The 26,702-nt window shown below is 65.7% G+C and carries 31 protein-coding genes; 19 read left to right on the top strand and 12 right to left on the bottom strand.

What is annotated here, in order from left to right:
* Positions 1–279: 279 nt before the first annotated feature.
* From BV210_RS19385 to BV210_RS19370, 4 genes are all read left to right on the top strand, one after another.
* The gene (locus BV210_RS19385) at positions 280–1,383 is read left to right on the top strand and encodes a DegT/DnrJ/EryC1/StrS aminotransferase family protein (RefSeq protein WP_077208454.1); all 1,104 of its coding nucleotides are present in this window, start codon (positions 280–282) and stop codon (positions 1,381–1,383) included.
* A 78-nt stretch (positions 1,384–1,461) separates the two neighbouring features.
* A complete protein-coding gene (locus BV210_RS19380) occupies positions 1,462–2,433 on the top strand; it encodes a Gfo/Idh/MocA family protein (protein WP_077208453.1) in 972 nt (323 codons plus the stop codon).
* Between the two features lies 1 nt (position 2,434).
* Entirely contained in the window at positions 2,435–3,805 is a 1,371-nt protein-coding gene (locus tag BV210_RS19375; protein WP_084802746.1) for a nucleotide sugar dehydrogenase, read from the top strand.
* Between the two features lie 374 nt (positions 3,806–4,179).
* Positions 4,180–4,779, top strand: a complete 600-nt coding sequence (locus BV210_RS19370) for a hypothetical protein (protein ID WP_077208452.1) — start codon at positions 4,180–4,182, stop codon at positions 4,777–4,779.
* Positions 4,780–4,804: 25 nt separating this feature from the next.
* Here the strand turns inward: BV210_RS19370 and BV210_RS19365 are convergent, their stop codons facing one another.
* The 3 genes from BV210_RS19365 to BV210_RS19355 all read right to left on the bottom strand — a co-directional run bounded on the left by BV210_RS19365 (position 4,805) and on the right by BV210_RS19355 (position 5,976).
* Positions 4,805–5,002 (bottom strand): hypothetical protein, encoded by a 198-nt coding sequence (locus tag BV210_RS19365; protein WP_077208471.1) that lies wholly within the window; start codon positions 5,000–5,002, stop codon positions 4,805–4,807.
* Positions 5,003–5,134: 132 nt separating this feature from the next.
* Positions 5,135–5,533, bottom strand: a complete 399-nt coding sequence (locus tag BV210_RS19360) for a hypothetical protein (protein WP_077208451.1) — start codon at positions 5,531–5,533, stop codon at positions 5,135–5,137.
* A 149-nt stretch (positions 5,534–5,682) separates the two neighbouring features.
* Complete coding sequence (locus tag BV210_RS19355; protein ID WP_077208450.1) at positions 5,683–5,976, bottom strand: PadR family transcriptional regulator; 294 nt, start codon at positions 5,974–5,976, stop codon at positions 5,683–5,685.
* Between the two features lie 1,507 nt (positions 5,977–7,483).
* Between BV210_RS19355 and BV210_RS19350 the strand changes: the two genes are divergently transcribed.
* Both BV210_RS19350 and otsB read left to right on the top strand, forming a co-directional pair.
* Positions 7,484–9,013, top strand: a complete 1,530-nt coding sequence (locus tag BV210_RS19350; protein ID WP_172824941.1) for a trehalose-6-phosphate synthase — start codon at positions 7,484–7,486, stop codon at positions 9,011–9,013.
* 10 nt (positions 9,014–9,023) lie between these two features.
* The gene (gene otsB, locus BV210_RS19345) at positions 9,024–9,881 is read left to right on the top strand and encodes a trehalose-phosphatase (RefSeq protein ID WP_077208449.1); all 858 of its coding nucleotides are present in this window, start codon (positions 9,024–9,026) and stop codon (positions 9,879–9,881) included.
* A 24-nt stretch (positions 9,882–9,905) separates the two neighbouring features.
* Here otsB and BV210_RS19340 read toward each other — a convergent pair whose 3' ends face one another.
* The gene (locus tag BV210_RS19340; protein WP_157526203.1) at positions 9,906–10,937 is read right to left on the bottom strand and encodes a Gfo/Idh/MocA family protein; all 1,032 of its coding nucleotides are present in this window, start codon (positions 10,935–10,937) and stop codon (positions 9,906–9,908) included.
* 130 nt (positions 10,938–11,067) lie between these two features.
* On the opposite strand from BV210_RS19340, the gene BV210_RS19335 reads away from it, so the two are divergent.
* The 5 genes from BV210_RS19335 to BV210_RS19315 all read left to right on the top strand — a co-directional run bounded on the left by BV210_RS19335 (position 11,068) and on the right by BV210_RS19315 (position 14,487).
* Positions 11,068–11,304 (top strand): hypothetical protein, encoded by a 237-nt coding sequence (locus BV210_RS19335; protein ID WP_077208448.1) that lies wholly within the window; start codon positions 11,068–11,070, stop codon positions 11,302–11,304.
* Between the two features lie 78 nt (positions 11,305–11,382).
* Positions 11,383–12,348: a sugar phosphate isomerase/epimerase gene (locus BV210_RS19330; protein WP_077208447.1), complete on the top strand. Its 966-nt coding sequence runs from the start codon at positions 11,383–11,385 to the stop codon at positions 12,346–12,348.
* Positions 12,345–13,442 carry a Gfo/Idh/MocA family protein gene (locus BV210_RS19325; RefSeq protein WP_077208446.1) on the top strand — a complete coding sequence of 366 codons (1,098 nt, stop codon included), beginning with the start codon at positions 12,345–12,347 and terminating at the stop codon, positions 13,440–13,442. Before BV210_RS19330 ends, BV210_RS19325 begins: the two co-directional genes overlap by 4 nt.
* A gap of 80 nt (positions 13,443–13,522) precedes the next feature.
* Positions 13,523–13,882 carry a hypothetical protein gene (locus BV210_RS19320; RefSeq protein WP_077208445.1) on the top strand — a complete coding sequence of 120 codons (360 nt, stop codon included), beginning with the start codon at positions 13,523–13,525 and terminating at the stop codon, positions 13,880–13,882.
* Between the two features lie 53 nt (positions 13,883–13,935).
* Positions 13,936–14,487, top strand: coding sequence for a hypothetical protein (locus BV210_RS19315; protein WP_077208444.1), 552 nt, complete (start codon positions 13,936–13,938; stop codon positions 14,485–14,487).
* A gap of 135 nt (positions 14,488–14,622) precedes the next feature.
* On the opposite strand, the gene BV210_RS19310 is transcribed toward BV210_RS19315, so the two are convergent.
* Complete coding sequence (locus BV210_RS19310) at positions 14,623–15,126, bottom strand: hypothetical protein (RefSeq protein ID WP_077208443.1); 504 nt, start codon at positions 15,124–15,126, stop codon at positions 14,623–14,625.
* 51 nt (positions 15,127–15,177) lie between these two features.
* Between BV210_RS19310 and BV210_RS20105 the strand changes: the two genes are divergently transcribed.
* Positions 15,178–15,546 (top strand): hypothetical protein, encoded by a 369-nt coding sequence (locus BV210_RS20105; protein ID WP_157526201.1) that lies wholly within the window; start codon positions 15,178–15,180, stop codon positions 15,544–15,546.
* A 72-nt stretch (positions 15,547–15,618) separates the two neighbouring features.
* Here BV210_RS20105 and BV210_RS19300 read toward each other — a convergent pair whose 3' ends face one another.
* Positions 15,619–17,238 (bottom strand): FAD-dependent oxidoreductase, encoded by a 1,620-nt coding sequence (locus tag BV210_RS19300; RefSeq protein ID WP_084802742.1) that lies wholly within the window; start codon positions 17,236–17,238, stop codon positions 15,619–15,621.
* Positions 17,239–17,420: 182 nt separating this feature from the next.
* On the opposite strand from BV210_RS19300, the gene BV210_RS19295 reads away from it, so the two are divergent.
* On the top strand, positions 17,421–18,272 hold the full coding sequence (locus tag BV210_RS19295; protein ID WP_077208467.1) for a YihY/virulence factor BrkB family protein: 852 nt from the start codon (positions 17,421–17,423) through the stop codon (positions 18,270–18,272).
* A 111-nt stretch (positions 18,273–18,383) separates the two neighbouring features.
* Here the strand turns inward: BV210_RS19295 and BV210_RS19290 are convergent, their stop codons facing one another.
* Positions 18,384–19,055 (bottom strand): helix-turn-helix domain-containing protein, encoded by a 672-nt coding sequence (locus tag BV210_RS19290; protein ID WP_077208441.1) that lies wholly within the window; start codon positions 19,053–19,055, stop codon positions 18,384–18,386.
* 186 nt (positions 19,056–19,241) lie between these two features.
* Positions 19,242–20,066, bottom strand: a complete 825-nt coding sequence (locus BV210_RS19285; protein WP_077208440.1) for a hypothetical protein — start codon at positions 20,064–20,066, stop codon at positions 19,242–19,244.
* Positions 20,067–20,229: 163 nt separating this feature from the next.
* Between BV210_RS19285 and BV210_RS19280 the strand changes: the two genes are divergently transcribed.
* Genes BV210_RS19280 through BV210_RS19270 form a run of 3 tightly spaced genes read left to right on the top strand, consistent with a single transcriptional unit; the run spans position 20,230 to position 21,295 of the window.
* The gene (locus BV210_RS19280; RefSeq protein ID WP_077208439.1) at positions 20,230–20,544 is read left to right on the top strand and encodes a hypothetical protein; all 315 of its coding nucleotides are present in this window, start codon (positions 20,230–20,232) and stop codon (positions 20,542–20,544) included.
* Between the two features lie 59 nt (positions 20,545–20,603).
* Positions 20,604–20,918, top strand: coding sequence for a DUF5789 family protein (locus tag BV210_RS19275; protein ID WP_253741753.1), 315 nt, complete (start codon positions 20,604–20,606; stop codon positions 20,916–20,918).
* A 53-nt stretch (positions 20,919–20,971) separates the two neighbouring features.
* Complete coding sequence (locus BV210_RS19270; protein ID WP_077208437.1) at positions 20,972–21,295, top strand: hypothetical protein; 324 nt, start codon at positions 20,972–20,974, stop codon at positions 21,293–21,295.
* 36 nt (positions 21,296–21,331) lie between these two features.
* Here BV210_RS19270 and BV210_RS19265 read toward each other — a convergent pair whose 3' ends face one another.
* From BV210_RS19265 to BV210_RS20420, 4 genes are all read right to left on the bottom strand, one after another.
* Positions 21,332–22,150, bottom strand: coding sequence for a hypothetical protein (locus BV210_RS19265; RefSeq protein WP_077208436.1), 819 nt, complete (start codon positions 22,148–22,150; stop codon positions 21,332–21,334).
* A gap of 232 nt (positions 22,151–22,382) precedes the next feature.
* Positions 22,383–22,757, bottom strand: coding sequence for a HalOD1 output domain-containing protein (locus tag BV210_RS19260; protein ID WP_077208435.1), 375 nt, complete (start codon positions 22,755–22,757; stop codon positions 22,383–22,385).
* Between the two features lie 238 nt (positions 22,758–22,995).
* Positions 22,996–23,235 (bottom strand): hypothetical protein, encoded by a 240-nt coding sequence (locus BV210_RS19255; protein ID WP_077208434.1) that lies wholly within the window; start codon positions 23,233–23,235, stop codon positions 22,996–22,998.
* Positions 23,236–23,508: 273 nt separating this feature from the next.
* The gene (locus BV210_RS20420; RefSeq protein ID WP_172824940.1) at positions 23,509–24,051 is read right to left on the bottom strand and encodes a CBS domain-containing protein; all 543 of its coding nucleotides are present in this window, start codon (positions 24,049–24,051) and stop codon (positions 23,509–23,511) included.
* Positions 24,052–24,595: 544 nt separating this feature from the next.
* On the opposite strand from BV210_RS20420, the gene BV210_RS20100 reads away from it, so the two are divergent.
* The 3 genes from BV210_RS20100 (at position 24,596) to BV210_RS19240 (ending at position 26,501) form a co-directional block, all read left to right on the top strand.
* Positions 24,596–24,838 carry a hypothetical protein gene (locus tag BV210_RS20100; RefSeq protein ID WP_157526199.1) on the top strand — a complete coding sequence of 81 codons (243 nt, stop codon included), beginning with the start codon at positions 24,596–24,598 and terminating at the stop codon, positions 24,836–24,838.
* A 68-nt stretch (positions 24,839–24,906) separates the two neighbouring features.
* The gene (locus tag BV210_RS20800) at positions 24,907–25,029 is read left to right on the top strand and encodes a hypothetical protein (RefSeq protein ID WP_256385569.1); all 123 of its coding nucleotides are present in this window, start codon (positions 24,907–24,909) and stop codon (positions 25,027–25,029) included.
* A 221-nt stretch (positions 25,030–25,250) separates the two neighbouring features.
* Positions 25,251–26,501: a site-specific integrase gene (locus BV210_RS19240; protein WP_077208431.1), complete on the top strand. Its 1,251-nt coding sequence runs from the start codon at positions 25,251–25,253 to the stop codon at positions 26,499–26,501.
* The last annotated feature ends 201 nt before the right edge of the window (positions 26,502–26,702 follow it).

Below are 26,702 nucleotides of genomic sequence, written 5' to 3'. Positions count from 1 at the left end.
CCCATCCCGTTAGCGTGCCACACTGTGTCGCCTGGCGGGTGATACGGCCCCGAACCGACCCGTAGTCGGTCAGGAATCGACGGAGTCGGGGCGTACAGCCGTGAGGCGTCCGATACGTCGGGTAAATGGGCCGCATAACAAAGGCGAACTGCCGACTGGATGGAGGCGTGCCAGGGGTTTCGCCCGCTGGCGAACTCGAACCATGAGGTCCCCAAGAACGAACACTGTCTGTCGGCGCAACTGTGCTGTCGAGCGACATCGGTCGCCGGGAGGACGACGATGGTAACCGGCGAGGAACGCGTCCGGTCGGTCGACATCGCCGCCCCACAACTCGACGAGCGCGAATCGGCTCGCGTGTCCGAGGTCGTCGAATCCGGTCGCCTGGCGGCCGGCGAGACCGTCACGGAGTTCGAGACCGCCTTCGCGGACTTCTGTGAGACCGACCACGCGGTCGCCACCAGCAACGGGACGACCGCGCTCCACACCGCGCTCCACGCGCTTGGCATCGGCGAGGGCGACCGCGTCGTGACGACGCCGTTTTCCTTCGTCGCCTCGGCCAACGCCGTCCGGTTTTGCGGTGCCGAACCGGTGTTCGCCGACATCGACCCCGAGACGTACAACCTCGATCCCCACGCGGTCGAGTCCGTCGTCAGGGAACACGACGTCGACGCGATCCTCGCGGTCCACCTCTACGGACTGCCGGCGGACATGGACCACCTCGCCGACATCGCCGAGACACACGACCTCGCGCTGATCGAGGACGCCGCACAGGCCCACGGCGCGCGCCACGACGGCCGCCCCGTCGGCGCCATCGGCGATGCGGGGACGTTCAGCTTCTACCCGACGAAGAACATGACGACCGGGGAGGGGGGCGCGGTCGTGACCGACCGCGACGACGTGGCCGAGCGGGCCGAGCGGTTCGTCAACCACGGGCGCGACGGCAGCTACCGGCACGTGGATCTGGGACACAACTTCCGGATGACCAACCTCGCGGCCGCCATCGGACTGGTCCAGCTGGAGAAGCTCCCCCAGTTCAACCGGGCGCGCCGCGCCAACGCCGCCGAGTTGACCGACATGCTCGAAGACACGTCGGTCATCCCGCCGGTCGAGCCGGTCGAGCGGCGACACGTCTACCACCAGTACACGATCCGGACCCAGCGGCGGGAGCGGTTGCAGGACGCGCTGTCGGCGGCCGGCGTCGACACCGGCGTCTACTACCCGACGCCGATCCACGAACAGCCGGCCTACGAGGGGGTCGACGCGTCGGCCCCCGTCGCTAGCCGGGCGGCCGAGGAAGTGCTGTCCCTGCCGATCCATCCCGAGACGACCGAGGCCGACCGGCGCACGATCGCGCGGACGATCCGCGAGGTGAGCCACGAGTGATCGAACGGAAACCCACCACGAACGACCGGAGACGGCGCGACGAGACGGAAAACGAGACCGCGACACGATGGACGACACATGAGTGAGGAGCGACCGACGGCCGGCGTCGTCGGCGTCGGATCGATGGGCCAGCATCACGCGCGCGTGTACAACGAGCTCCCCGGGGTCGACTTCGGGGGTGTCGCCGACGCCGACGCGGACCGCGCCGCCGACGTGGCGACGAAGTACGGGACCGACGCGATGGACCAGACCGACCTGCTGGAGCGCTGTGACGCGGTCTCGATCGCCGTCCCGACGCGCTACCACTACGGCGTGGCCACCGAGGCCATCGATCGGGGCGTGAACGTCCTCGTCGAGAAGCCGTTCGTCTCGGACCTCGCGCGCGGGCGAGAACTAGTCGAGATGGCGCGGGAGCGGGACGTGGCGTTACAGGTCGGGCACGTCGAGCGGTTCAACCCCGCCGTCAGGGCGCTGTCCGAGATCGTCGCCGACCTGGACGTGATCGCCGTCGACGTCCAGCGGCTCGGCCCGCCGGTGGACCGCGACAGCAAGGACGGCGTCGTCCTCGATCTGATGATCCACGACATCGACGTGGTGCTCTCGACCATCGGCTCGACCGTCGAGCGCGTCTCGGCGATGGGCACCCGGGACCGGAATCACGTCACCGCCCAGCTCGAGCTGGCCGACGGCGTGGTCGCCGACCTGACCGCCAGCCGTGTGACCCAGGAGAAGGTCAGACGACTCGCCATCACGGCCGAGGAGTGTCGCGTCAACGTCGATTACGAGGCCCAGAGCGTCCAGATTCACCGCCACTCCGTCCCGGAGTACTACGAGTCCGACGGCGACCTTCGGTACCGCCACGAGAGCATCATCGAGCGACCGACCATCGAGAACGGGGAGCCGCTCAGGGCCGAACTCGAAGCCTTCGTCGAGGCTGCGACCACCGGATCGCGCCCGCCGGTGACCGGCGAGGACGCGCTGGCCGCACTCGACGTGGCCCGTCGGATCGACGACCACGCGACCGGCGAGCCCCCGGCGATAGAGAACTAACATGCACCGCGAGTCCGAATCGGCCGTCTCGCTGTACGGTGGTTCGAGTCCGGCGAACGGACAGGGCACCGCGATCCGCGCCGGCCGGGTGCCAGTGGCAGTCTACGGTCTCGGCAAGATGGGGCTCCCCCTCGCGACGGTGTTCGCCGAGGTCACGGGGAACACGACCGGCGTCGACGTCGACGCATCCGTCGTCGAATCGATCAACGACGGGGACTGCCCCGTCAGCGGAGAACCGGGGCTCCCCGAGGCGATGCGGGAGGTCGTCGCCGACGGGTCCTTCGTCGCGACGACCGAGGGGGACGCGGCCGCCGCCCGTGCGAGCGTCCACGTCGTCATCGTCCCGACCCTCGTCGAGGACGGGAGTCCCGACCTCACGACGCTCCGGGCGGCGATCTCGGCCGTCGCGAGCGGCCTCGAACCCGGCGATCTGGTGTGTGTCGAGTCGACCGTCCCGCCAGGAACCTGCGATGAGGTTGTCGCCCCGATACTGGCCGAGGAGAGCGACTGCGACCCCGGCGAGTTCGGCGTGGCGTTCTGTCCCGAGCGGACCGCGAGCGGGCGGGCACTCCGTGACGTTCGCGGGGCGTATCCGAAAGTCGTCGGGGGCGTCGACCCCGAGAGTACACGGGCCGCCGCGGCCCTGTACGACGTGCTAACGGACAACGAGGTCCACGCGGTCTCCGACGCCACGACCGCCGAGTGCGTCAAAGTGTTCGAGGGGGTCTATCGGGACGTGAACATCGCGCTGGCCAACGAACTCGCGACGCTGACCGAGGAGATGGGGGTCGACGTGTTCGAGGCCATCGAGACGGCCAACGCACAACCGTACTGCGACCTGCATCGTCCCGGTGCCGGCGTCGGCGGCCACTGTATCCCCTACTATCCGTACTTCCTCATCGACACTACCGAGACCGGGACGCCCCTGTTGCGACGGGCGAGACGCATCAACGACGCGATGCCGGGATACACCGTCGGGAAACTGTGCGAGGCACTGCGCGAGACGGGCGTGGCACCCTCGGACGCGACGGTCGCCGTCCTCGGTCTCGCGTACCGGCCCGGCGTCGACGAGACCCGTGAATCCCCCGGCGTCGCCATCGCGTCCCTGCTGCGAGACGCCGGCGCCGACGTAATCGGGGTCGATCCCGTCGTCGACCTGGACGCGTTCGACGTCCGATCGGCCGAGGTCGGTGACCTCCCCGAGACGGAATTAGATGGGGTGGTCGTCGCGACTGCTCACGACGAGTTCGACAGCCTCGACTGGAGCGAACTCGACGGTGCGGTCGTCGTCGACGGCCGAAACGTCGTCGACGGTACCGAATTCGAAACCCCGGTGACGACCGTCGGTGTCGGTGATTCCGGTAGAGAGTGACTGACACGCCCGAACGTATCTCGTCCGATCCCATTTTTCGAAAATGTTTTTGATACTATACGACCGTGCGGTTGCTGTTCTCCGTCCTGTTACTGTCTGACCGTGCTGATTCGCTAGCCACCGAGACCGAAACAGATCCTTACCGATCGTAGCGCCAGCGTGAAGTATTCATTTCTTATACGACAAATAACAATTAAGTGCCTGCCTGTCGTGCGTGTAGACGCCGCGGATAAATCAACGCGTTCCCACGTGGCGTCGGTCATTGGGAGAGGCCTACCAGCAGTAAAGGGGCGAATGGAGACGCGTCCCGGTAGGACGTACACGACCGACTGGGAGGGGGAACGAGTGCGATCCCAGAGACGGGTGATTAGAGCATGAGTACACAGGAAACGGGGTCAACGGGACCAACGACACAGCAGATCGAGGAATCGGCAACGGAACCGACGACGAGCGCCGAGGGGGGTGAGGAGTCGCCCGCCGAAGAACTATCACTAGATCTCATATTCGAGATTTTGAAAAACGAGCGTCGTCGCGAAGTGATCAGATACCTGCGCGAACACGAACAGCAGGTCACACTCAGTGACCTGGCGGAGCATATCGCTGCGCTGGAAAACGACACGGACATCGCGTCGATCACCTCCAGCCAGCGCAAGCGGGTGTACGTGGGCCTCTACCAGTGTCACCTGCCGAAGATGGCCGACATGGGAATCGTCCAGTTCAACCAGAACCGCGGGATCGTCTCTCTCGGTGAGAACGCCCCACAGCTCTACGAGTATCTGGACAACCAGTCACCGGACACGCGACCCTGGCACGAGTACTATCTCGGGCTGAGCGGCGTCGGTGCCGCGCTCTTTTTCGTCAGCCTGGTCGCGGGCGGCGCAGCGTCGATCGCCGCCCTGGGCGTGCTCGTCCTGGCCGTCGGCGGCTGTTCGGCACTCCACGCGATCGAAGTCGGGGCTGAGACCGGCGACTGAGTGTCCGACAACCGAATTTCTGGTTCTACCGGACGCTGTAGAGATCGACGAAGAGATCGGTCTCCGCAGTGATCCACTGTGACATCCGGTCGACACCCGACGACTCCGGGTGGAAGATGGTACACTGGTCGGGCGCGTCGTCGTCCTCGACGACCACCGAGATCAGTTCCGGCTCCGCCTGTACATCGTCCGCCACGTCGTCGGTCGTATGAGCCTCGTCCATGCTATCACCCTTCGCCGGACCGTACCGGCGCGACATCGACCGGGGCGTATCGTGCCGGTGGGATAGTTATACCCCGGTTATGCGCAGTAACCCACGGACGGCAGCCCGATACGCCGACCCAACCGGGCGCAGTCAGGCGTGTATACAGAGTAAGACGGCGTTATACACCGTCGCCGCACCGAATACGGTAACGAGTGGCAAGTATCCCAGGAAATAGACGGTGTTTGGCCCGACCGAGGTATCGTCGTGACGTTCGAGGACCGATGCAGCATGCTCGACGACGAGGACGACGACGAGCAACACGGCGGCGGTCATCACGCACAGTCCGACGACGCCGAACTGGCGGAAGACAGTACCGGCCACGGGATTGCGTTCCGTGAGGCCGTCGACGACCGCCAGTCCGACGACGGTCGTCACGAGATCGCCCGACTTGCTCGCGACGAGAGCGAGTATCCAGGGCAGCGAGACGGACCGGAGCCAGCTGTGGTGGTCCGCCGATAGCGCCGATCGCGTCTCCCGGGACGGTAGCATCGACTCCGATCGACGGGAGATGGACGGTTTGTTACCCGGTCCATGTGCGATCGGCGTCGGTGAGAGTCACTGACGCTGTCAGGAACTGCCGATCCGTAACTGGCTGGTCGGACGGGTCGAAAAAATAGTCGGGATCGCTACGTGGGCCGTTACGTCGGGATGGCCTGTTTGTCCTGCAGGTACTGGTCTTCCCAGTCCCGACGGTCCTGAAGCTCGCGAACGCCGCGGTCGGTGAGTTTGTAGACGTTGGTACGTCGATCCTTCTTGCCTTTCTTGATGAGGCCTTTCTTCACCAGTTCGTCCAGGTTCGGATACAGGCGGCCGTGGTGTATCTCCGATTCGTAGTACTTCTCGAGTTCGTCCTTGACCGCGAGGCCGTGTGGGTCGTCTAACCCCGCAACCAGGTACATGATGTCTCGTTGGAAACCAGTCAGGTCGAACATGGGTCCGTATTCTCGTTATGAATTTTCGTCTATAGTTATACACCAATTACCCGAGACGTTCGAACGTACGTTCAGGCTAACGAGGGGTAGCCGGCACCGACCGGTTCAGAAAGACCAGTTGGTGACGACGATCGAGAAGTGAATCCCAGTGAGATGTCGGGACACTGACGACCGATGGACGAAGCCAGAAACTGGATGGAGAATTTATGTATTATAACTTTTGTAAAATTTCGAAATCGGACACCGGGTTTCCGGTGAAATGGTTTATAAAGAATCGGGTTAGAGACACACACCGGGTTTCCGGTGAAATGGGGGGTTGGAGGGGGAGGGGTGCAGTTGAAACGGGGGTTGAGGGATCGTCGGTGGGGAGCCGTCGCCAGTGAGGTCGTCGATGAGAGTGTCGTCGGTTGCACGTTGTCTGCAGGAGTATCGTCGGTCGAAGCGCCGTCTGAAGCCGGAGTAGACCTCTCAACGAGAAAGCTACGGACCAGAACGGAGGGAGATCACGGTGACAGAGGAATCGAACCGAGAGTGGAAGCAAGCGTGACAGCGAGAGCTGGAGCGAAGAACGATACCGAAAGCGAGAACCACACCACTCGAAGAGGATCGTTTCGGATGGCAGCTTCCGCTCTACGTGATAGCGCCAGCTATCACTCTAATGGTTGTGATCTAATCAATGGACTTTACTCCTTTGTAGTATATAAAACTAATGTAATTAAACACAGTTATCAATTTTATCCAGTTTTATTCAGATAGTGCTAGCGGAAGCCCAGTCTCTAGCTCAGTCTCTAGCGCCACAATATCTCAGCGGATTTCGGTACTACTGGCCGCTCTAGCATAGACTTTCACCGGAAATCCGGTGTGTGTCTGTTTCTAGGGTGTTTTCCCTCGTCCCCCGCTGGATCTCCCTCCCCAGTCCCCTTCTGCCCCGGTTTCACCGGAAACCCGGTGTGCGCGCGCTCCAAATACCACCTCGCCTCGAACAAACACCCCTCGTTCCACACCCCCTCTCTACCACCCGTTTCACCGGAAACCCGGTGTGCGCGCGCCACTGACTCGTCCCTCGTGAACGCTACTCCTGTCTGTCGCTCCAACTTTACAGCCATACGACTGTAAATAGCTGTGAATACGAAACGAAGTGGCAAGGATCCGGTCGGCTCCCACTGCCGCTTCGCCGTGACTCACCGAGGACGGAGTTCGATTCTGTCCGGGTGTCGGCATCGACCGTGACCCGTTGTCGGCATCGACCGTGACCAGGGGATCCGTCGTCCAACCGGGATCGTCCTTTCAGATGCAAGCACCACCGGCTTGGTCCGGCAAAACCTGCACTCCGGTCCGGACTACGGTATCTCTCGGGATCATGTACGACCATACGCCACCACGGCCGAACGGAACCGGGACCGGTGGTCCCGGATCGTCGAATCGGGAATCGACACGGCAACCGCAACGCGACATAGGAGCGGGGCATGGGCCGCCTGATCGAAACGTGGCTCGCGATCTGATCGTAGTGTCGAACCGACAGCCGTACAGTCACGAGTTCGACGAGGGGGCGATCACTGTGGACCGACCGACGGGAGGTGTCACTGCGGGTCTCGATCCGGTGATGCGAAAACTCGGCGGCACGTGGATCGCTTGGGGGGACGGTGACGCCGACGAGGAAGTCGTCGACGACGACGGCTGTGTCGCGGTCCCGCCAGCCGAGGATCTATCGGAAAACACCGATTCGTCCGGGGCGCCCCCTCGAAATTCGTCCGGGGCACCCCCTCGAACCGACTCGGGGCCGACGGACGAACGATACACGTTGCGACGCGTCTGGCTCTCCGACGCCGAGGTGGAGAACTATTACTACGGGTTCAGCAACCAGGTGCTGTGGCCGCTCTGTCACTCGTTTCTCGGTCACGTGAACTGCGAGGGGGCGTTCTGGGACACCTATCGGACGGTGAACGAGCGATTCGCCGCGAATGCAATCGCGAGCGCGCCCGGGGACCGACTCGACGAGACGACGATCTGGTTTCACGATTATCACTTCGCGCTCGCGCCGCGTATCGTCCGACGGCAACTCGGCCCGGCGGTCGACGTGGCGCAGTTCTGGCACATCCCCTGGCCGGCGTGGGACACGTTCCGCGCCTGCCCGCGACGACAGGATCTTCTCCGGGGGCTACTCGGCTGTGACCGGATCGGGTTCCACACCGAACGCTACGTCCAGAACTTCCTCGAGTGCGTCGCGACCGCCGTCGACGATGCCGTCGTCGACTGGTCCGACCGACGGATCGCGTATCGCGGTCGTGAGATCGCCATCCAGTCTAATCCGATGGGCGTTCCCGTCGAGGACGTTCGCGACACCGTAGGGACTGCGGCCGCGACCGCGTTCCCGGCCCGTCTCAGGAAACAGCACGGAATCGCCGACGACGTGACGCTAGGTGTCGGCGTCGACCGACTGGACTACACCAAGGGAATCCCCGAACGCCTCCGCGCGCTCGAACGGCTCCTGACCGACAATCCCGACCTCCGCGGTGACCTCACCTACGTGCAGGTCGGGAGCGTCAGCCGGGAGGAGATCAAGGCGTACAGGGAGATTCGGGCGACCGTCGAGGATCGGGTCGAGCGGCTCAACGATCGGTTCGGCACCGACGACTGGCAACCGGTCATCTACACGACGGCGCACCTCTCACAGGCCGAACTGTTCGGGCTCTACCGCGAGGCGGACCTCGCCATCGTCAGCCCGCTCAGGGACGGGATGAACCTCGTCGCCCAGGAGTACGTCGCCGCGCAGGGCTCCGACCCGGGCGTCCTCCTGTTGAGTCGAGGGACCGGTGCGTACGACGAGTTCGGCGACCACGCACTCGCGATCGACCCCCTGGACGTGCCCGACTTCGCCACGACCATCGAGGACGCCCTCGCCATGCCGGACGACGAGCGACGACAGCGGATGGACGGCCTCCGTCGGGCGGTTACCGAACAGACCCTCGATTCGTGGGTCAACCAGTGCCTCCGACCGGGCGAACGGCGGTCTCCGGTACATCGTCGTCCCGCGTGACCTACGACCCGTGACTAACGATACCAATTACCAGCGCCGGCCGAATTCACAGCGTCGAACACGGCCGCCAGCACACGAGCGCGGAACGAGACCGGCTGCTTCCCATCTCGGCGAGATCGCGGCGCGACTGGAACGCGGATCGGGACTGCTGGTCGCCACCGACTTCGACGGCACGCTCGCACCCATCGCGAAGGATCCCGATCACCCGCAGATCACCACCGCGAACGCGGCCGCCCTCGGCGGTCTCGCCGCGCGGACCGACGCCGTCGTCGCCATCGTGAGCGGCCGCGAACTGGACGATCTCCGCTCGCGCACCGGAATCACGGATGCAGTCTACGCAGGCAATCACGGGCTCGAACTGGTATGGGGTGACACGAGAGAGCTCCATCCCGAGGTGGAACGTCACAGGCCCGCCCTCGACCACGCTGGGACCGTTCTCCGGCAGGCGCTCGGTGACGTGCCCGGCTGCCAGATCGAGGACAAGCGGCTCTCGCTGACGGTCCACTATCGACGGGTCCCGGCGGCGCTGCAATCCGTCGTGACCGACCGCATCGATGCGCTCTCTCCGGAACTGGACGATCGGCTCGAACTCGTCTCCGGGCGCAAATCGGTCGAGATACGGCCGCGCATCGACTGGGACAAAGGGCAGGCGGTGCGCTGGATGCAGGGGCGGCTTCCCGACGGGTATCGGACCGTCTATCTCGGCGACGATACCACGGACGAGGACGTCTTCCGGGTCCTCACAGCCGGTGACGTCGGGGTCCACGTCGGCTCGCGTGACACCGCCGCCGAGTACCGCCTCACGTCCCAGCGCGACGTGGCACCCTTCCTCGGCTGGCTCGCGCGCCGGGTCGTGCCGGGTGGCTGACGCAGGCGGAATCGCGCCGGAATCTCACTGCTGGACGGTGGCGTTCTCGACGACCGACTGGACCGACACGGTAGAGTCCGTCGCGTCCGCCTCGTAGGCCGCTTCGGTGAGCGCGGTGATGGTGAGCCCGACGGTTCCGGGGACGGCTAACTCGGCCGTCCCCTCGATTGCGTCGACGAAGTTCCGGAGCTTCCGGCGGTTGAGCGTGTCGAAGTCGGCGTCGATGGCCATCTCGGTCCGGTAGGCTGCGCCGTTCTGTTCGTCGATCTCCAGTTCGTCGTCCATGTAGGAGATGGTCCCGTCGGTTCCCCAGAACCGGTATCCCTCCCGGGGAGTGGCGTCGACGCCGTCACCGACGATGGCGACGCTCGCCAGGATCGGTTCGGCGTCGCGCTCCAGTCTGACCGTCAACACGCTGTCGACGTCGATATCGGGCATGGCGTACTGGATCTGGGCAGTCACCGCCGTCGGCTGGGCGTGAGAGAGCCAGACGAGAGCGTCGAGGACGTGTGAGCCGGTGTCGTAGAGCTGGCCGCCGCCGGACAGCTGGGGATCGACCCGCCAGGTGCCGCGGTGGTTGTCGATCCAGTTCTGACTGACGAAACAGTCCACGGCGCGGAGGCGGCCGATGCGACCGCTCCGGAGCACCCGGTCGATCTCCCTGAACCCGTCGTGGAACCGGCGCTGGTAGCCGACCTGCAGGACGAGATTGCGATCGGCAGCCGCCTCGACGAGCCCTTTGGCGTGGCCCACGTCCGTGACCATCGGTTTCTCGACGAGGACGTGCAGGCCCGATTCCAGACAGGCCATGGTCTGTTCGTAGTGGAGGGTGTGGGGTGTGACGATGGTGACGGCGTCGAGTTCGGCACCGTGTTCGTGCAGGAGTGCGCGGTACGTCTCGTAGGCCGGTGCGTGGAACTCTCGCTCGAAGAGGTCGCGAGCGTCCGCAGTGACGTCCGCGGCCGCGACGATATCGACGCTCCCGAGTTCAGCGTACGTCTTGGCCTGGAGGTAGCCGAGTCCGCCGACACCGATGACGCCGATCTGCAGGACCATACAACTCCTGTGTTATTCACGGCGAAAGGTCTGACGCCGCCGTCTCCCGACTCCGCCAGCCTCCGTTCCGGAACACCTCCCGCAGGCGACCAAAGAGTGAAGCCGTGAGCGGTTGTACTACGGACGACACATGCCGACCTGCCCTGGCTGTGAGCGGCCGGTCCCGTACGACCGACTCGCGACGCACGAGCAGTACTGCACGGCACTGGACAACGATACGGAACGGCAAATCGAGCGTCTCGACCGCCGGATATCTCAGTCCGAACGACGGATGTACCGCCGACTCCGCGCGCTCGAAGCCGAACTCGACGTCAATCGCTCCCGAACCGACGACGGTGCCGACGGCCGCTCCCGCCCCCAGCGGTGAGGGGAGTCCCGAGCGCGCCACCCGAGGAGACTCCCACGCCGGGGTGAACTATTACCGGCCGCGCGTGGAACGACAGGTATGGACCTCGGTGTCCTGACCGTCCCCCTCGGGGAGCGCCCCCTGGAGGACACACTCGATTACCTCGCCGACCTGGGCGTCGACGCCGTGGAACTGGGCTGTGGCGGCTTCCCCGGGAGTGACCACCTCGACCCCGACACGTTGCTGGAAGACCCGGACGAACGAGCGACCCTCGACACGACTCTCGACGACCGGGACCTGTCGATCAGCGCGCTCGCGACGCACAACAACCCGCTCCACCCCGACGACGACCGTGCCGACCGGGCCGACCGCGAACTCCGCCGGGCGATCCGCCTCGCCGACGCACTCGACGTGGCCGCCGTCACCTGCTTTTCCGGACTCCCCGGTGGCAGCCCCGAGGACGTGACGCCGAACTGGATCACGGCCCCCTGGCCGCCCGAACACGCCGACGCCCTCGCGTACCAGTGGGACCGCGCCACCGAGTACTGGACCGACGTGGCCGCCCTCGCGGCCGAACACGGCGTCGACGTAGCCATCGAGATGCACCCGAATACACTCGCCCACGAACCCCACGCCCTCGCTCGCCTCCGCGACGCGACCAACGAACGGGTCGGTGCGAACGTCGACCCCTCGCACCTCTACTGGCAGGGGATCGATCCGGTCGCGACGATCCGCTGGCTCGGCGAGCGCGACGCGATCCACCACGTCCACGCCAAAGACACGGAACTGTACGAGTCCCGGCAGCGAACCCGCGGGGTCCTCGACACGACGGCCTACGACCGGCCCGCCGAGCGGTCGTGGCTGTTCCGAACGGTGGGGTACGGCCACGGCGAGCAACACTGGAAACGCATCGTCACCGCCCTGCGTCTGGTGGGCTACGACGGCGCGGTGAGCATCGAACACGAGGACGCCCTGACGAGCCCGCAGGAAGGCCTCGAGAAGGCCGTCGAGCTACTGGACCGGGTCCTGCTGGAATCCGAACCCGGGGAGGCGTTCTGGGCGTGACGCTCCGGATCGGCTTCCTCGGCTACCGGTTCATGGGCCGGGCCCACGCCAACGCCCTCGCGCGGCTCCCGATGTTCTTCCCCGATACCCCCGAGACCGAACGGCGGATCCTGATCGGACGCGACGAGGCGGCCCTCGACGACGCCGCCGACCGGCTCGGATTCACCGAGACCGCGACCGGCTGGCGCGACGCCATCGACGACGTGGACGTGTTCTACAACCTCGCCCCGAACTTCCTGCACGCCGAACCGGCGATCGAGGCGCTCGACGCCGGCGTCCACGTCCTCTGTGAGAAACCGCTCGCGGACAGCCTCGACGACGCGGAACGGATGGCGACCGCCGCGCGCGAGAGCGACGCCACCGCCGCCGTCGCGTTCAACTACCGGTTTCTGCCCGCGGTCGCGCGCGCGAAGCGACTCGTCGAGGCCGGGAAACTCGGCGAGATCCGTGCGTTCCGCGGCCGCTATCTCCAGGACTGGCTCGTCGACCCGACGGCCCCGTGGTCCTGGCGGCTGGACGCCGACCTCGCCGGCAGCGGCGCGCTGGGCGACCTCGGCGCGCACACGCTCGACCTCGCGCGCTACTTCGTCGGCGACGTGACCCGGGTCAGCGGTCACACCCGAACGTTCGTCGACGAACGGCCCGATCCCGAGGGCGACGGCACGCAGTCGGTCACCGTCGACGACGCCACCACCGCGCAGCTGGCCTTCGAGAACGGCGCGACGGGAACCGTCGAGGTCTCTCGGGTCGCGCCCGGGCGGAAGAACGACCACCGGATCGAACTCGACGGGACCGAGGGCGCGCTGCGCTGGTCGCTCGAACGCCCCAACGAACTCCTCGTCCGATGGCCCGACAGTCGCGGATTCGAGCGGGAGCTCGTCACCGAGGCCGACGATCCCTACGCGGACCACTGGTGGCCGCCGGGGCACGTCCTCGGCTGGGAGCACGCGGTGGTCCACGAGAACTACGAGTTCTTGCGCGCGATCGCGGCCGACGACCCGTACGACCCCGACTTCGAGGCGGGGCTGGCGGTCCAGCGACTGCTCGACGCCGTCCAGCGCGCAGCTGCCGACGGTGGATGGGTCGAACCCTGACGCGTCCGGGGTTTCGCCCGTCGAGCCGTCGATTCGGGAAACCTCCCAATAACAACGGTACGTGGTGGGTGAGTGGCGGCATGGCCGTCATCGACTCCATCATCGTGTTCGTGGTGAGCCTCCTCATCGGCGCGCTCGGCATCTACGTCGGGGCGCGGGTGATCACCAACACCGACGACTACACCTACGCGCTCGTCACGGCACTGATCGGGGCGATCGTCTGGACATTCGTCGCGCTGTTTATCGGCTGGATTCCCCTGCTCGGCCCACTCGTCGCGCTGATCGCGTACATCGCCGTCATCAACTACCGGTACCCCGGCGGCTGGCTCAAGGCCATCGGGATCGCACTGATCGCCTGGATCGCCTCGCTCGTGGTCGTCGCCATCCTCGCTGCCCTCGGGGTGACGACGTTCGACGCGGCCGGCGTTCCGGGGGTGTGAGCAGATACGCCGCCGTTACTGGCGATAACCGAGATATACCTATTGACCGGGTAGTGAAACTCCCGCTGGGCGTCTTCGCCCGTCAGATCATGACCCAGGGCCAGTTCCAGCAGTCGACAGGCACACAGGGCGGACAGCAGTACGGACAGACACAGGGCTGGATGTCCCAGGGCGGCTCCCAGCAACAGCCCGGCCAGCCCCAGCAACTCGCCGAAAGCATCGCACGCGCTATCGACGTGTGTGGCTGGTGTGCGGACCAGTGCATTCAGGAGAGCAATCCGCAGATGGTGGAGTGCATCCGGCTCTGTGAGGACGTGACGGAGATCGGCGAGGCGGCCATCGCTCTGCTCCCGAAGAACTCTCGGTTCGCCGGATCGATCCTTCAGACCTTCCAGCAGGCCGCCCAGGCCTGTGCGAAGGAGTGCGGGCAGCACGACCGCAGCCACTGTCAGGAGTGCGCGCAGGTTCTCGGGCAGACGATGCAGGAGATCCAGCAGGGGATGGGCACGACGCAGGGAGCCGGCGGCGGAATGGGTGGTGGCGGAATGGGAGGCGGCGGAATGCAGTCCGGTGGCGCCTCCGGCGGCATGACACAGGGGTTCTAGCCGGCCCCAACTCCCGACGAAACGGAGTAACGTCGCCTTAGAACCCGGAACCGACGAAACGGTTAATGGCGGCGCGGTGGCAGCCACCGACGGGGTAGCGACGGACTCCGGTAACGCCGTCCCGGGACCGCTTCCTCACCCGGAACGGGAGCCGATACACAGCTGACAGCAGCCACAGACGAACCCATGAACCAGCAAAATCCATACCAGACCGAACAGTATCAGCAGGGCCAGGGCCAGCAGAATCAGGGCCAGAAAGGGCAGAGACAGCAACAGGGCGGCCAGCAGGGACGCCAGCAACAGCAGCGCCAACAGGGACGACAGCAGGGGCAGATCGAGCAACAACCCCAGCAGCACGACCAGCAGGGCGAGCAGGGCAAACGACAGTTTCGACAGCAGATCGGGCTGGCACAGGGACAGCACTCTCAGCAGTCCCAGGCTGGCATGCAACCACAGCAGTCCCAGCAGGAGTCCGGCCAGAAAAAACAGTCCCAGCAGATGCCACAGCGGGGCCAGAGCGAGCAGTTCGGCGGCGAAATCCGGGGACAGGGCACCCAGCAGGGACAGCAGGCCCAGTCCCGCCAGCGAGGGGGCCAGCAACAGTTCCAGCGGGAACAGCAACCACAGATCGGCCGGCAACAGTCACAGATAGGCCAACAGCAGCCACAGATGAGTCAACAGCGACCCCAGATGAGACAACAGCAGCCACAGCAGGGACAACAGTCCCGGATGGGTCGACAACAGCCGTCTCAGATGGGGCAACAGCAACAGCCACAGATTCAGGGCCGCCAGCAGGGACAGCAATCTCGGATGGGGCAACAACAGCCACAGAGAGGTCAGCAACAGTCCCCGATGAGCCAGCAACGGCCCCAGCAGGGCCAGCAACAGCAGCCCCAGCAGGATCAACAACAGCAACGACCCCAGCAGCGTCAGCAACAGCAGCCCCAGCAGGGCCAGCAGGAATCCGAGCAGTCACGGGGCGGCCTCCAGTACAAACAGCGAGGCCAGCAACAGGGTCAACAGGAGCAGACCGGCGGGAGCTTCCAGCAGCAACGCTGAGGTCCGTCGCCGACCCGATACCAGTATCTCAGTCGCAGTCCGGGCCTCCGTGACGGCCGGCGGCCCGCCTCCTCAATCTTCCTCCGACGGGGCCGACGGTCGCCGGTCGCGCTCCGTCCGGGTGGGTCGAACGTCGACCGGTTCCAGTTCCTGGACCGCGGGCGCGTCGAGGACGGTCCCGTCCACGTCGAACCGGGAGCCGTGACACGGGCAGTCCCAGGAGCGCTCGCCGTCGTTCCACTCGACGAGACAGCCCAGGTGGGGACACACCGCCGACCGGGTGTACAGTCGCCCGTCCGCGTCGCGGTAGGCGGCGACCTGTTCCCCGTCGCGGCGGAAGACGCCCGCCTCGCCGGGATCGAGCGCGGCCGCGGGCGGCGTCGTCCGTTGCCCGAACCGCCCGGAGAGGAGATGCCGAGCGGCCTGAGCGTTGTGGGAGACGAACGGTCCGACGCCGAGCGTGACTCGCGTCGGTCGGAACACGCGGCTCCACTCCGGATCGCGACCGAGGATGCGGTCCGCGAGCTGCCGTGCCGCCGCGGTGCCGTTGGTCATCCCCCAGCCACCGAACCCCGTCGCGACGTACACGCCCTCGTCGAACACCGGGAGTGTCCCCACGAACGGCACGTCGTCGAACGTCCGGAAGTCCTGGGTCGACCAGCGGTACTCGACGGCCTCGACGTCGAACCGGTCGCGCGCCTGGGATTCGAGTCGGCGGTAGCGGGCCGCGGTACTGCCGCCGTGTCCAGTGCGGTGGTTCTGCCCGCCGATCAGCGCCAGCGAGTCGCGGTCGCCCGGCCGCGGCCGGACGGAGAAGTACGGCTCCGTCGGATCGTAGTACAGCCCCTCCGGCGGTTCGTCCCGCAGGCGAACGGCGAGGACGTACGACCGTTTGGGCGTCATCCGTGCGAAGTACCCCGCGTGGTCCGTGATCGGGAAGTTCGTCGCGACCGCGACGGCGTCGGCCGTGATCGTCCCCCGGTCGGTCTCGACGCGACAGGGCGACCCGCCCGAGACGCCCGTCGCCGTCGTCCGCTCGAAGAGCCGGCCACCCGAATCTGCCGTCGCGGCCGCGAGCTCCTGCAGGTAGGTCGCGGGATCGAACCGCGCCTGCGAGTCGAACCGGACCGCGCCCGCGATCTCGAACGGGAGATCGGTCGTCTCGGCGAGCGACGCGGGGAGGTCGAGTCGCTCCGCGGCCCGGACTTCCTCCCGTACACGGGACACCCGATCCCGGTCCGTCACGTAGGTGTACGCCTCGGTGCGTTCGAACTCACAGTCGACGCCGAGGTCGTCGACCAGTCGCTCGACGCGGTCGATGGCGGCCTCGTTCGCCTCGGCGTACTCCCTGGCCCGGGTCTCTCCCCGGCGTTCGAGCAGGTCGGCGTACCGCAGGCCGTGCAGCGAGGTGAGTTTCGCCGTCGTGTGGCCGGTCGTCCCGCCGAGCAGGCGGTCGCGTTCGAGCAGCGCTACGGACTGCCCGGCGGTCGCGAGGTGGTAGGCCGTCGTGATACCGACGATTCCCCCGCCGACGACGACGGTGTCGACGGTCAGGTCGTCGGTCAGCGGGCCGTACTGGGTCTCGGACTCCTCGGCCAGCCACAGCGAACGGTGGCCGTCGCCGCCGTCGGTGACGCCGTCGCCGTTATCGGTCGTGTCGCCGCCTTTCGGTCGGGTCTCCTCGGGGTGCATGGGAATCACGGCTGCGCGGAGCAGCGACTGATCGCTCCACGTCCGGACGGGAAAACCCGCGGCCAGCCACTGCAAGGAACCGAGCTATCGACCGGGCGATGCCCCGCGACTGATAAGTGCCTGCCATCCCACGTGCTAGCACGGATGTGGCCCGAGTCACGACGCCGACGGCGGTGTGCGCGATGAGTAACGCGCTTCCCGATCGGGTCGGCGAGGCGACCACCGTCGTCCGCGTGATCGTCACCGAGTTTCGCGAGCGTGACGTGCCCTTCATGGCCGGGAGTCTGGCGTACTCCGCGTTCGTCTCCCTGCTCCCGCTCCTGTTACTGATCGTAATTGCCCTCTCGTGGCTCGGCGGTGATCGCCTCGTCGCCGTCGTACTGTCGCTGACCCGACAGTACCTCTCCCCGGCCGGACAGAACGTGGTCTACGACGCGTTGACCCGCGCCAGCGGTCGACTCGGACTCTCCGTACTCGGGCTCGTGGCGCTGCTGTGGGGTGCGACCACGCTGTTCCGTCGGCTCGATACCGCATTCGCACAGCTGTACGACACGGAGGGCCGCCGCCCGCTCCGGGGGCAGGTGACCGACGCGCTGATCGTGATCTCGGCGATGGCCGGCGCGACGCTCGCGATGTTGTTCGCCGGCCTGATCTTCGCGATGGTCCCACAGCTTCCGTTCCTGGGCGTTCTCAACGTCCTCTTTCTGATCGCGGCGCTGTCGGCCGTCTTCTACCCGGTGTACTACGTCTTCCCGGACGTGGACATCGAGCCCCTGGAAGCGGTGCCCGGTGTGATCGTCACCGTGGTCGGCTGGACGCTCCTGCAACTGCTCTTTCAACTGTACATCTCCCTCTCCTCGACCGCGGAACTGTACGGCGTCCTCGGCGGCGTCCTCCTGCTCATCACCTGGCTCTACTTCGCATCGCTGATCTTCCTGCTCGGGGGCGTCACGAACGTCGTCCTCGCCGGCCGTCGCCCCCCGAACGCCGGACTTGCCTACGAAGGTACCGAGGGACGCGACCGGCTCGGGTGAGCCGGACTGTTGGGAAGTACCTGCCGAGGCCGCCCCGTCACGGTCCCGTCGCTACCGGGACCAGCGGAATACTGCCGGATTTCCGACGTCGCCCGGCGGGGGCGATCCCGGTCAGGGGTGTGGCTCGTCCGGCGTGAGGCCGTCGTGGAGCGACGACTCGATGAGGGACTGGTGGGCCCGCCGGAGTCGCTCGGAGACGGCCTGGTGGGAGACGTCGAGGCGGTCGGACAGTTCGACCAGTGTCGAACCCCGCGGGACGCCGTAGTAGTCAGCTTCCAGCGCCTCGGAGAGTGCCTCGTACTGCTCGGGGGAGAGTCGCGTTCCGCCGTGCCGGACGACGCTTTCGAGGCCGTTCACCCGGTTCACGTCGATGTCGAGGCCGTAGTTCCGGCAGGTGTCGTAGAACGACGACATCGCCGCCTTCTCCGGGAAGAGGACGCGCAGCTTCCACGTGTCGTCGTGGAGTCGGGCGTCGAGCAGCGTGCCGTCCTCGACGGCGACGAGCTGGACGAGCGCGCGGACGCGGGACTGCCAGCGGACGGCGTAGAGGACGTGGTTCCCGTCACGGACCAGTCGGTGTACGTCGGCCGTGCTCTCGTCGGCACGCAGCGCCTCGTCGAGGCGGTCGAACTCCGGGGCTGCGGCCCACAGGAACGGTAACGGTCGCTCCGTCCCGGCCGAGACTGTTCGGACGGGCTCGAAGGAGACGTCCGGAACCGATGCTACCGTGTCACCGAGCGCGAACTCCGACGCCGGGACCTGTGCCTCCACGATCGTGCCCATGGGAAGTCCAGAACGGACGGACGTTTTATTATACACTGATTACGTGTGGTAACGCGGCAGTACCCGCTCCTGAGCCCGCGTTGACAGGTGGGAAAGCTCGGCGAAACAGGGGACACGGCCCGAACGCCGGCTGGTCCGAGCCAGCGTATCAGCCAGCTGGTGCCCGCAGGCTGTCGAGTTCCGTTGTCAGTCCTCCGTTCGGTCGTCCGACGCGGTCGGGTCCCGGTCGTCTGGTACGGGTGGCTCCCGATTGCCGGGAGCGGGCCGGTCTCGCGCTCCCCCGTCGGCTTCGGGTGAGCCGGACGGGCGCGGTGCTCCGTTGGAGGCCTGTCCCATCCAGCGGTCGATGTTGTTGGCGACGTAGCGGTGGCCGCCCCACCCGAACGCGACGCCCAGGCCGATGGCGATCGCCGCGCCGAGCCCGTAGGCCAGCGCACGGGCGAACACGAACAGGATACTCACGTCGATCCCCATCGTGTCGAGGCCGATCACGACCGCGGTGAAATACAGGAACATCCGGGTGCCCGTGGCGAACCAGGACGTGTACGCCGTCTGGGTCGCCGCCCGGGTTCGCATCATCGCGTCGCCGATGAAGTCCGCGACGATGAACCCGGCGACGATGACCGCCAGCCCGCCGATGAACGCGGGGAGGTACGACACCGCGGTCTGGATCCACTCCGAGAGCAACGTGACCGCCAGCACGTCCGCGGCCGCCAGGACGGACAGGGCGACGACGAACCACTTCGCCGTGGCCCCGAACGCCCGCGAGACGGCCTTTTCCGTTCCCCCCAGCATCCTCCCGAGCGGCGTATCGAGTACCAGCTGGTCGAGTTCGGCGCTATCGGTCACCTTGCTGACGACCTTGCCGATCGCGATCCCGATCGCCCAGCCGATCAGCAGGATCAGTAACGCACCGATCAGTCGGGGGAGGAACGCGACCACGTCGGCGATCGTCGACGAGATCATGTCCGGTACCTCGACCTGCAGGACCGTTCGCGCGTGGAAACTCATGGGTCTCACCGGTGGCCGATACACCGCCAACCCGGATCAACACCGAGCCTGCAGGCCCAAGTCACTCAAATCAGCCGGCTGGCCGAACCCGCCGGCGTTCCGGCCCGACGCTCCCGCCCCGGAGAGTTATGGCTGCTCCCCGCGTACCGTGACCAGTGGTACCATGGCAAAGGAACGGCCGACGCTCACCGAGACCGACGAGGGGAAGACGGTCGTCGACGCGGCAGGTAACGATATCGGGATCGTGACGGACGTGACTGCCGAGGGGATCTACGTCAAACCCGATCCGTCGCTGGTCGACCGGGTCAAGACGACGCTGAAGTGGGAGGGGTACGACGAGGACGCCTATCGGATCGACACGGACCGCATCGAGCGGACGACCGGGACCGACGTCGAACTCCGGGCGAAGGACGACCCCAGGACGAAGGACGAACCCGAGACGGGGAAACAACTCGAGTCGGAGGGTGAACCGACCTGACGCTCCCGTCGGAGTTGCGGCCCGACCCCTTTTGTCCGTCGGCGTGGTACGGGCTGTCGGTGAGCACAGTGACAGAAGACCGCGATATGGGTCTCGATTTCGGCGGTCTCGACGACGAACTCGACGCCGAATCGTACCCGCTGACGAACGAGGACTTGCTCGCGGCCCACGGTGACCGCGAGATCGAGCACGCGAACGGCACGGTCGAACTCCAGTCGGTACTCGACACACAGGACGACCAGACCTACGAGTCCGCCGACGAGGTCCAACAGAGCGTCCTCAACATGATCGGTGAGGAGGCCGTCGGCCGAAAATCATACAGCGACCGCGCGACCAACGACACCGAACTCGATCACGAAGAGCAGTCGTTCTAAGATGACGGCCGACCCGACAGACACTTTTTGCCGGTCCGTCCCGAATCCGGGGTATGAGCGGCCGAGGTGAAACCCCAGAATCGACGGATCCCGACGAGGTCGATCTCGCGTTCGGACAGACGCTGTACACGGAGGCCGGACACGCCGTGGGCACCGTCCGCGGCATGGAGGACGGCGGCCTCTACCTGACCGTCCGACACGGAGTGGAGTCACTCAGCATCGAACACGCCCGATCCGGCCACGCCTTCGGCGAGGCCGAACTGATGTGGCGCTGTATCGGCTGTGGCGAGATGGGCGAGATCGCCGGCGACCTCCCTCCGACGTGCCCGAACTGCGACGTTCCGAAGGAGGATCTGATGTACTGGACCGAGGACTGATCGAGCGGGACCGAAAAAACGGCCGATTCGTCGGCGTTACTGCGTCTCGGGCGGCGATTCTTTCTGTGCCGGCCCGTCCGCCTGTTTCCCTTCGGCTCTGGAACCCTGCTGTGAGGCCTCCGTGGGGTCGGGCCTCGTCTGTCGTTCGCCTTCCTGCGGTGTGGGCGACTGCTCCGTCGCTGGCTGCTGTGGCGACGGCTGCTGCCCGAGCGGCCGTTGTTGCCCCTGGATCTGCGGCGGTCGCTGCTGCCCGATCTCCGGAGGCTGTGGCTGACCCAGCCCCTGTGGTTGTGGCTGCTGCCTGATTTCCTGGGGCTGTGGTTGCTGTTGGCCGCCCGGCTGCTGAGATTGCTGTTGCCCGATCTCTTGGGGCTGTGACCCCTGCGGTTGCTGGACTCCGCCTGTCGGAGTCTGCTGTCCCATCTCGGGGGACCGCTGTGGGGTCGACTGCTGACCGCCCATCTGTTGGCCGCCCGACGGCTGTCGTTGCATTCCCCGGCCGCCCTGGAACTGGCCCATGGCTTGCTGTATCGCCTGGCCCTGTTGCTGGCCCGCTGCCATCTCGGTCTTGGCCAGCTCCTCGGCGTTCTGGGTGACGTCGTCGAGCGTCTGGAGGTAGTTGCCCATCGTGTTCTTGGTGAGTTCGATCCCCCGCTCCTGGGCCCACTTCTGTGCCTCCAGTCCGTTCACGAACAGTTCCGCCGCGCTGCGCTGGAACTGCAGGCTCTGCTGGAGCGGCAGTTCGACGAACTGCCGCATGGCTTTGCGCCCGTTCTCCATCAGTGTCCGCTGGAGTTCTTCCGTCTGCTCGCTCGACTCGCCGGTCTCTCGCTGGGTCTGTCGTTGCTGGCTCATAGATGGATAAGCGATCTGCGTCTGCCGTCCGGTGCGTGCAGGCGAGTGGCCTACCGCGTTCCGACCGGTGCGTGCGTGTCGTCCGCTGGCGTCGCTATAAACAACCGCTATCGTTCACCCCCATAGCCGTCGGTTGTCGGTTTCGTCCCTCGGTAAGCGGTTGTTGTCCGCCGCCGGCGCGTTCCCCGTCGCAGTCGCTATCGGAGACCGAGCGTAGCCGACGACCGACGGTTCAGCGAGGAGTCGGATTCTGCTGGTTGCGGCCGCCGTTCTGGGGCTGGGTCTGCGTGACGACGATCTGTCCGGTGCTGTAGACGGTGACCTGACAGTCCCAGATCGTGAACCCGAGGTGGCCGTTCGTCCGCGGTGTTCCGTCGGATTTGGGGGCGAACAGGCGGTCCAGCGCCGCCGGATCGACGTAGTCACTCAGGGTGAACCCGGTCTCGGTCACGTCGAAACCGGTCACGTCGGCGATGGCGTGTGCGAGCGTCGTGGTCAGCTCCGACGGCCCGTCGAAGTCGTGGTGGACGACGTACGGTTGTGTCCGGTGACCGAGAGACTGTGAAGCGGTAGCGTGGTCACGCTGTGACACGTTGGGATTTCTCATCTGTCTCGTGGTTCCGTTACAGTACCGCTACCAAAAGTTTTTCTCCACTTACGCCGCCCTCGCGAAACCCCCACCCGCCCGGTCCATCGGTCCGTTGCCGTCCGGCGGTAATCGAGCGTTACATCGAGTAATCGGTTTCTTCTACCCCGATACTCGGACGACGGATCCATCGGGTCCGAGTGCACGACAGGGCTGTCGCTCGAACTCGTCCGGACGCCGCGAAAAAGGTTACCCGCCGCTACAGATCGCCTTCGAGCCGCACCTCGTCGTCGGTGACCGATTCGATGCTGGCCTCCTGGAGGGGATAGGTGTCCTCGCTCTCCCGTTCGCCCCACCCGAGTTTCGATTTGATCGTGTCGGTGATTCCGGGATCCGGATCGATGTAAGCCGTGCCGTGATCTATTTCGACGACCCGCCCGACCGATTCGTCGCCGCGAACGACCGTCTTCCCCTCGTCTTCCTCTGTGAGTTCTACCATAGTTCGTCCGACGTACGGTCCTCGTCGGGGAATGGCTGCTGCCTGCAGATGCAGACCGACACCATGCGCTCCGGGCACCGATTCGGCAATCGACCGACACCTATTCGACTGCATTACGAACGTACTACTGTAACGCCTTGCAGCTACGTGACTCGAACTGGAACGCAAACGAATCGAGTTTGCAACTATCCGGTATTCGAATGGCAGAACGAGCGACTCGTGGCGATGGACTGGGGACCATCGAGGGCGGTGGCCGTGAGGCCGCCGGCTCCGTCAGGAGTGGCTCATAGTCTGGGTGGCGATGATCTCGGCTGCGTCGTTGAGATTCCTCCCGAACAGGACGAGCAGGTCGTCGAGCGTGACGATACCGACGAGTGAACCGTCCTCGTCGAGGATGGGAAGCCGGCGAATGCCGGCCTCCTTCAGCTGATCGAGGGCCTCGAACACCGTCATGTCGGTCCGTCCGGTGAGCAGGTCCGTCGAGACGAGTTCCTCCGCGGTCAGATCGGCGATATCGGGTTCGGACTCGATCGCGAGCGCGATCTTGCGGTCCGTGAGGAGGCCGATTGGCGTCTCCCCGTCGTCTTCGACGACGATCACGGAGCCCACGTCGTTTTCGCGCAGTAGCGACACGACCGTGGGGATCGGTGTGTCACGACGGGCGGTGATCACGTCGGTGCTGATGACTTCCTCGACGCTCGCCGGTGCCATCCGACGACCCCGTGGCGGTGCGGCCGCGCCGCCAGTCGCTCGTGGGGGTGCCGACTGCATCGCGCTCGCCTGCTGCGTGAATCCTCCCGGCTGACCGGCACCCATCGCTCCGCCTCCCTGCGCTCCGATCTGTCCACCGGACTGTGGCGGCTGTCCCCCCTGCTGGCGACCACCCTGTGGCTGCCCACGCGGCTGCTGGCCACCACCTGGCTGCTGTGTCCCGCCCGGTGGCATTCCGCCCCGCTGGCCGCTCGATCGTCGCTCGCTAGGTTGTTGCCCACTCGACTGTCGGCCGCCTCCGATCTGTTGGCCACCCCCCGGTCCCTGTGTGAACTCCTGCTGGGGCTGCTGGCTGGGTGTCCCCTGGGTCTGGCCCTGCCACTGTGTCGGCTGTGACTGTCGGGGCGGCTGTTGGCTCGTCTGCTGTGGCTGGCTGGGCGGCGTTCCGGTGCGCTGTCGCTCACGTGATCCCTTCGGATCGTCTCCCTGGTGACTCATGATTGCCGTCGGTCAGTGATACGCGACCGACCGAGTAGTGGTACCACGAACCCGCTGATAAAACCCAAGGCCGGCACGGGTGGGCGGCCGTACCACCCTAAAGGATTTGGGCGAACGATGAAGGATACGGCTGGAGTACTCACGGTAATACATGCCACGCTGTCCAGAATGTTACAGGATCCTCTCACACCGCCGACTCGACACCCATATCCGGTGGTGCTGTGCGTCTCCGGATCGGGAGCGCACGACCGAGGAACTCGAAGAACTCACACGCCGCATGACCGAAGCCGAACATCGCATCGAACGGCGGATCGAAGCCATCGAGGCCGAATTCGACCGCCTCGACTCTCGACCTGACCCCGGACGACCCGACGATCTGACCCCACAGACGTAGGCACCCGAACTCGACAGTCTCGGGACCGGACATGAAACTACTTGGTCCTGTCACCCGAATCTAGGGACGTGATCCGAACGCTCACCAAACTGCTGAAACTCGGACTCGTGGGGATCGGCCTGTTGACCGTGCTGTTCGTCGTCTTCTCGTACGGCTGGAACGGCGAGCCACCGACCGTGGAACTGGAGTAGCGGAACCCTCCTACGGTGGTTTACTCGTCTGCCGCCCGTCGTGAAAACGGTATATCGACATACGGTTTATTCCCGACAATCATAAATTGGCGGCATACGCGTGTTGTATGGTTGTCTGCGTTGGACACCAAGACACCACAACAGTTAGGTTTCTCGATACGATCGTTGGAAATAGTGAGATCGACCGATACAGCCAACCACGCGGACGACGCGAGACAGCTATGACGAGCTACGCCGCCTTCGATTCGCTGGCGGAGTTCGAGTCGTTCTATCGCGAGGAGATCGGCCCGGCGATGGCGGCCGACGAGGAGCTGTCGATCGACCCCGACCGCGAGACGCCGCCCTACGCGTGGTTGAAGTCGAACTACTCGGGGTTCGTCGAGCGACTGCGCCGCGATTACGGGCTCTCGCCCGGCGAGTTCTACGACGAGGTCGGTCTCCCACCGGACGGCGGCGAGGGCGATCCCTGGGGACTCGCGCACGAGCCGACGACGGCCGCGCTGGAGGGGTACGTCACCGAACTGACCCGGGACCGCGACCGCGCCGAGTCCACCGTCGACTCGCGTCGCGCGCGCCTTCGAACGTACGTTACGACTTACAGCAACACTCACGACCGCGCTGATCTCCTCTCGCCGCTGCTGGACGAGAGCGCGAAACCCGACGAGATCGCCCGCACGAAGGCCGTCTTCCGGGTTCTCGACGACCGCCTCGGGACGCTCGCCTCGAAGCGCAAGTACGTGTCGGCAGTGAAAAACTGGTACACCTACCTCGAAGAGACGGGGCGAGCGACGTACAACCCTGCCCGGAACCTCACGCGGCGGTTCGGCTGGGACCGCCGGCCGGTGTACGATCACCCGGCGCTGTCGACGCCCGAACTGGACGCTCTCCTCTCGGTCGCGGATGCCGACGAGCGGTTCCTGCTCCTCTTTCTCGCCGGTTGGGGCCTCCGTCCCGTCGAAGCCTGCCAGTTGCACGTCGATCAGCTGGTCATCGATCCGCCCGACGGCGACACGCCACACGTCACCTTCGCGGCCGGCGAACGGAAGAACGCCCGGCGGACCCGTAACACGGTGGCGATTCTCGTCGGCGTTGAGGCCGTGCGGGCCCGAATCGACCGCCTGCAGGCGAGCGACTGGTCGGGCCACCTGCTTCCGTCGCCCGAAGGCGGTCCGATCACGACCCAGACTGCCCGCCGCTGGCTCCGGGATCTGGGTGAACGGGCCGACGTGACCGTCGACGGCGAGCCACCGAAACCGAAGATGGGCCGGCGGACCTGGTATCGACTGTACAGGGCCCAGCGGCCGTCGATTACGGCCGATACGGCGGCCGTAGCCGACGCGCAGGGGTCGAGCGATCCGTCGGTGTCCGAACGCAACTACCTCGACGAGCGCACGCGCCGCCAGGCGCGCGCGGACGCGATGGCCGACCTCGTGCGTGAGGAACTGGCGTCGGTGTTCGACGAGTACCTTTAGTGGGGCCCGAATCGTACTATTGGTATGACTGGACAGTAATACCGATCGGTATTATTGATCCGAACGGAGAGTCGGTTCTTCTGGCCACTATTCCTGGGCAGTTCTTCTGATTGGTGTTGTTGGTCAGTCGCTCTGGCCAATAATACTAATCAGTATTTCTGATCAGTAATGCTGGCCAGTATTATTGTTCAGTATTACTGG

It is taken from the genome of Halorientalis sp. IM1011 (assembly GCF_001989615.1).
Lineage (GTDB): Archaea > Halobacteriota > Halobacteria > Halobacteriales > Haloarculaceae > Halorientalis.
The sequence above is the reverse complement of the archived record's forward strand: the minus strand, read 5'-3'. Positions and strand labels throughout refer to the sequence as shown.

Bases quoted from the DNA above. Each gene is read 5' to 3' on its own strand.
- BV210_RS19385 (WP_077208454.1), top strand. From the start codon at position 280: ATGGTAACCGGCGAGGAACGCGTCCGGTCGGTCGACATCGCCGCCCCA.
- BV210_RS19380 (WP_077208453.1), top strand. From the start codon at position 1,462: ATGAGTGAGGAGCGACCGACGGCCGGCGTCGTCGGCGTCGGATCGATG.
- BV210_RS19375 (WP_084802746.1), top strand. From the start codon at position 2,435: ATGCACCGCGAGTCCGAATCGGCCGTCTCGCTGTACGGTGGTTCGAGT.
- BV210_RS19370 (WP_077208452.1), top strand. From the start codon at position 4,180: ATGAGTACACAGGAAACGGGGTCAACGGGACCAACGACACAGCAGATC.
- BV210_RS19365 (WP_077208471.1), bottom strand. From the start codon at position 5,002: ATGGACGAGGCTCATACGACCGACGACGTGGCGGACGATGTACAGGCG.
- BV210_RS19360 (WP_077208451.1), bottom strand. From the start codon at position 5,533: ATGCTACCGTCCCGGGAGACGCGATCGGCGCTATCGGCGGACCACCAC.
- BV210_RS19355 (WP_077208450.1), bottom strand. From the start codon at position 5,976: ATGTTCGACCTGACTGGTTTCCAACGAGACATCATGTACCTGGTTGCG.
- BV210_RS19340 (WP_157526203.1), bottom strand. From the start codon at position 10,937: ATGGTCCTGCAGATCGGCGTCATCGGTGTCGGCGGACTCGGCTACCTC.
- BV210_RS19335 (WP_077208448.1), top strand. From the start codon at position 11,068: ATGCCGACCTGCCCTGGCTGTGAGCGGCCGGTCCCGTACGACCGACTC.
- BV210_RS19330 (WP_077208447.1), top strand. From the start codon at position 11,383: ATGGACCTCGGTGTCCTGACCGTCCCCCTCGGGGAGCGCCCCCTGGAG.
- BV210_RS19320 (WP_077208445.1), top strand. From the start codon at position 13,523: ATGGCCGTCATCGACTCCATCATCGTGTTCGTGGTGAGCCTCCTCATC.
- BV210_RS20105 (WP_157526201.1), top strand. From the start codon at position 15,178: ATGAGACAACAGCAGCCACAGCAGGGACAACAGTCCCGGATGGGTCGA.
- BV210_RS19300 (WP_084802742.1), bottom strand. From the start codon at position 17,238: ATGCACCCCGAGGAGACCCGACCGAAAGGCGGCGACACGACCGATAAC.
- BV210_RS19295 (WP_077208467.1), top strand. From the start codon at position 17,421: ATGAGTAACGCGCTTCCCGATCGGGTCGGCGAGGCGACCACCGTCGTC.
- BV210_RS19290 (WP_077208441.1), bottom strand. From the start codon at position 19,055: ATGGGCACGATCGTGGAGGCACAGGTCCCGGCGTCGGAGTTCGCGCTC.
- BV210_RS19285 (WP_077208440.1), bottom strand. From the start codon at position 20,066: ATGAGTTTCCACGCGCGAACGGTCCTGCAGGTCGAGGTACCGGACATG.
- BV210_RS19280 (WP_077208439.1), top strand. From the start codon at position 20,230: ATGGCAAAGGAACGGCCGACGCTCACCGAGACCGACGAGGGGAAGACG.
- BV210_RS19270 (WP_077208437.1), top strand. From the start codon at position 20,972: ATGAGCGGCCGAGGTGAAACCCCAGAATCGACGGATCCCGACGAGGTC.
- BV210_RS19265 (WP_077208436.1), bottom strand. From the start codon at position 22,150: ATGAGCCAGCAACGACAGACCCAGCGAGAGACCGGCGAGTCGAGCGAG.
- BV210_RS19260 (WP_077208435.1), bottom strand. From the start codon at position 22,757: ATGAGAAATCCCAACGTGTCACAGCGTGACCACGCTACCGCTTCACAG.
- BV210_RS19255 (WP_077208434.1), bottom strand. From the start codon at position 23,235: ATGGTAGAACTCACAGAGGAAGACGAGGGGAAGACGGTCGTTCGCGGC.
- BV210_RS20420 (WP_172824940.1), bottom strand. From the start codon at position 24,051: ATGGGTGCCGGTCAGCCGGGAGGATTCACGCAGCAGGCGAGCGCGATG.
- BV210_RS20100 (WP_157526199.1), top strand. From the start codon at position 24,596: ATGCCACGCTGTCCAGAATGTTACAGGATCCTCTCACACCGCCGACTC.
- BV210_RS19240 (WP_077208431.1), top strand. From the start codon at position 25,251: ATGACGAGCTACGCCGCCTTCGATTCGCTGGCGGAGTTCGAGTCGTTC.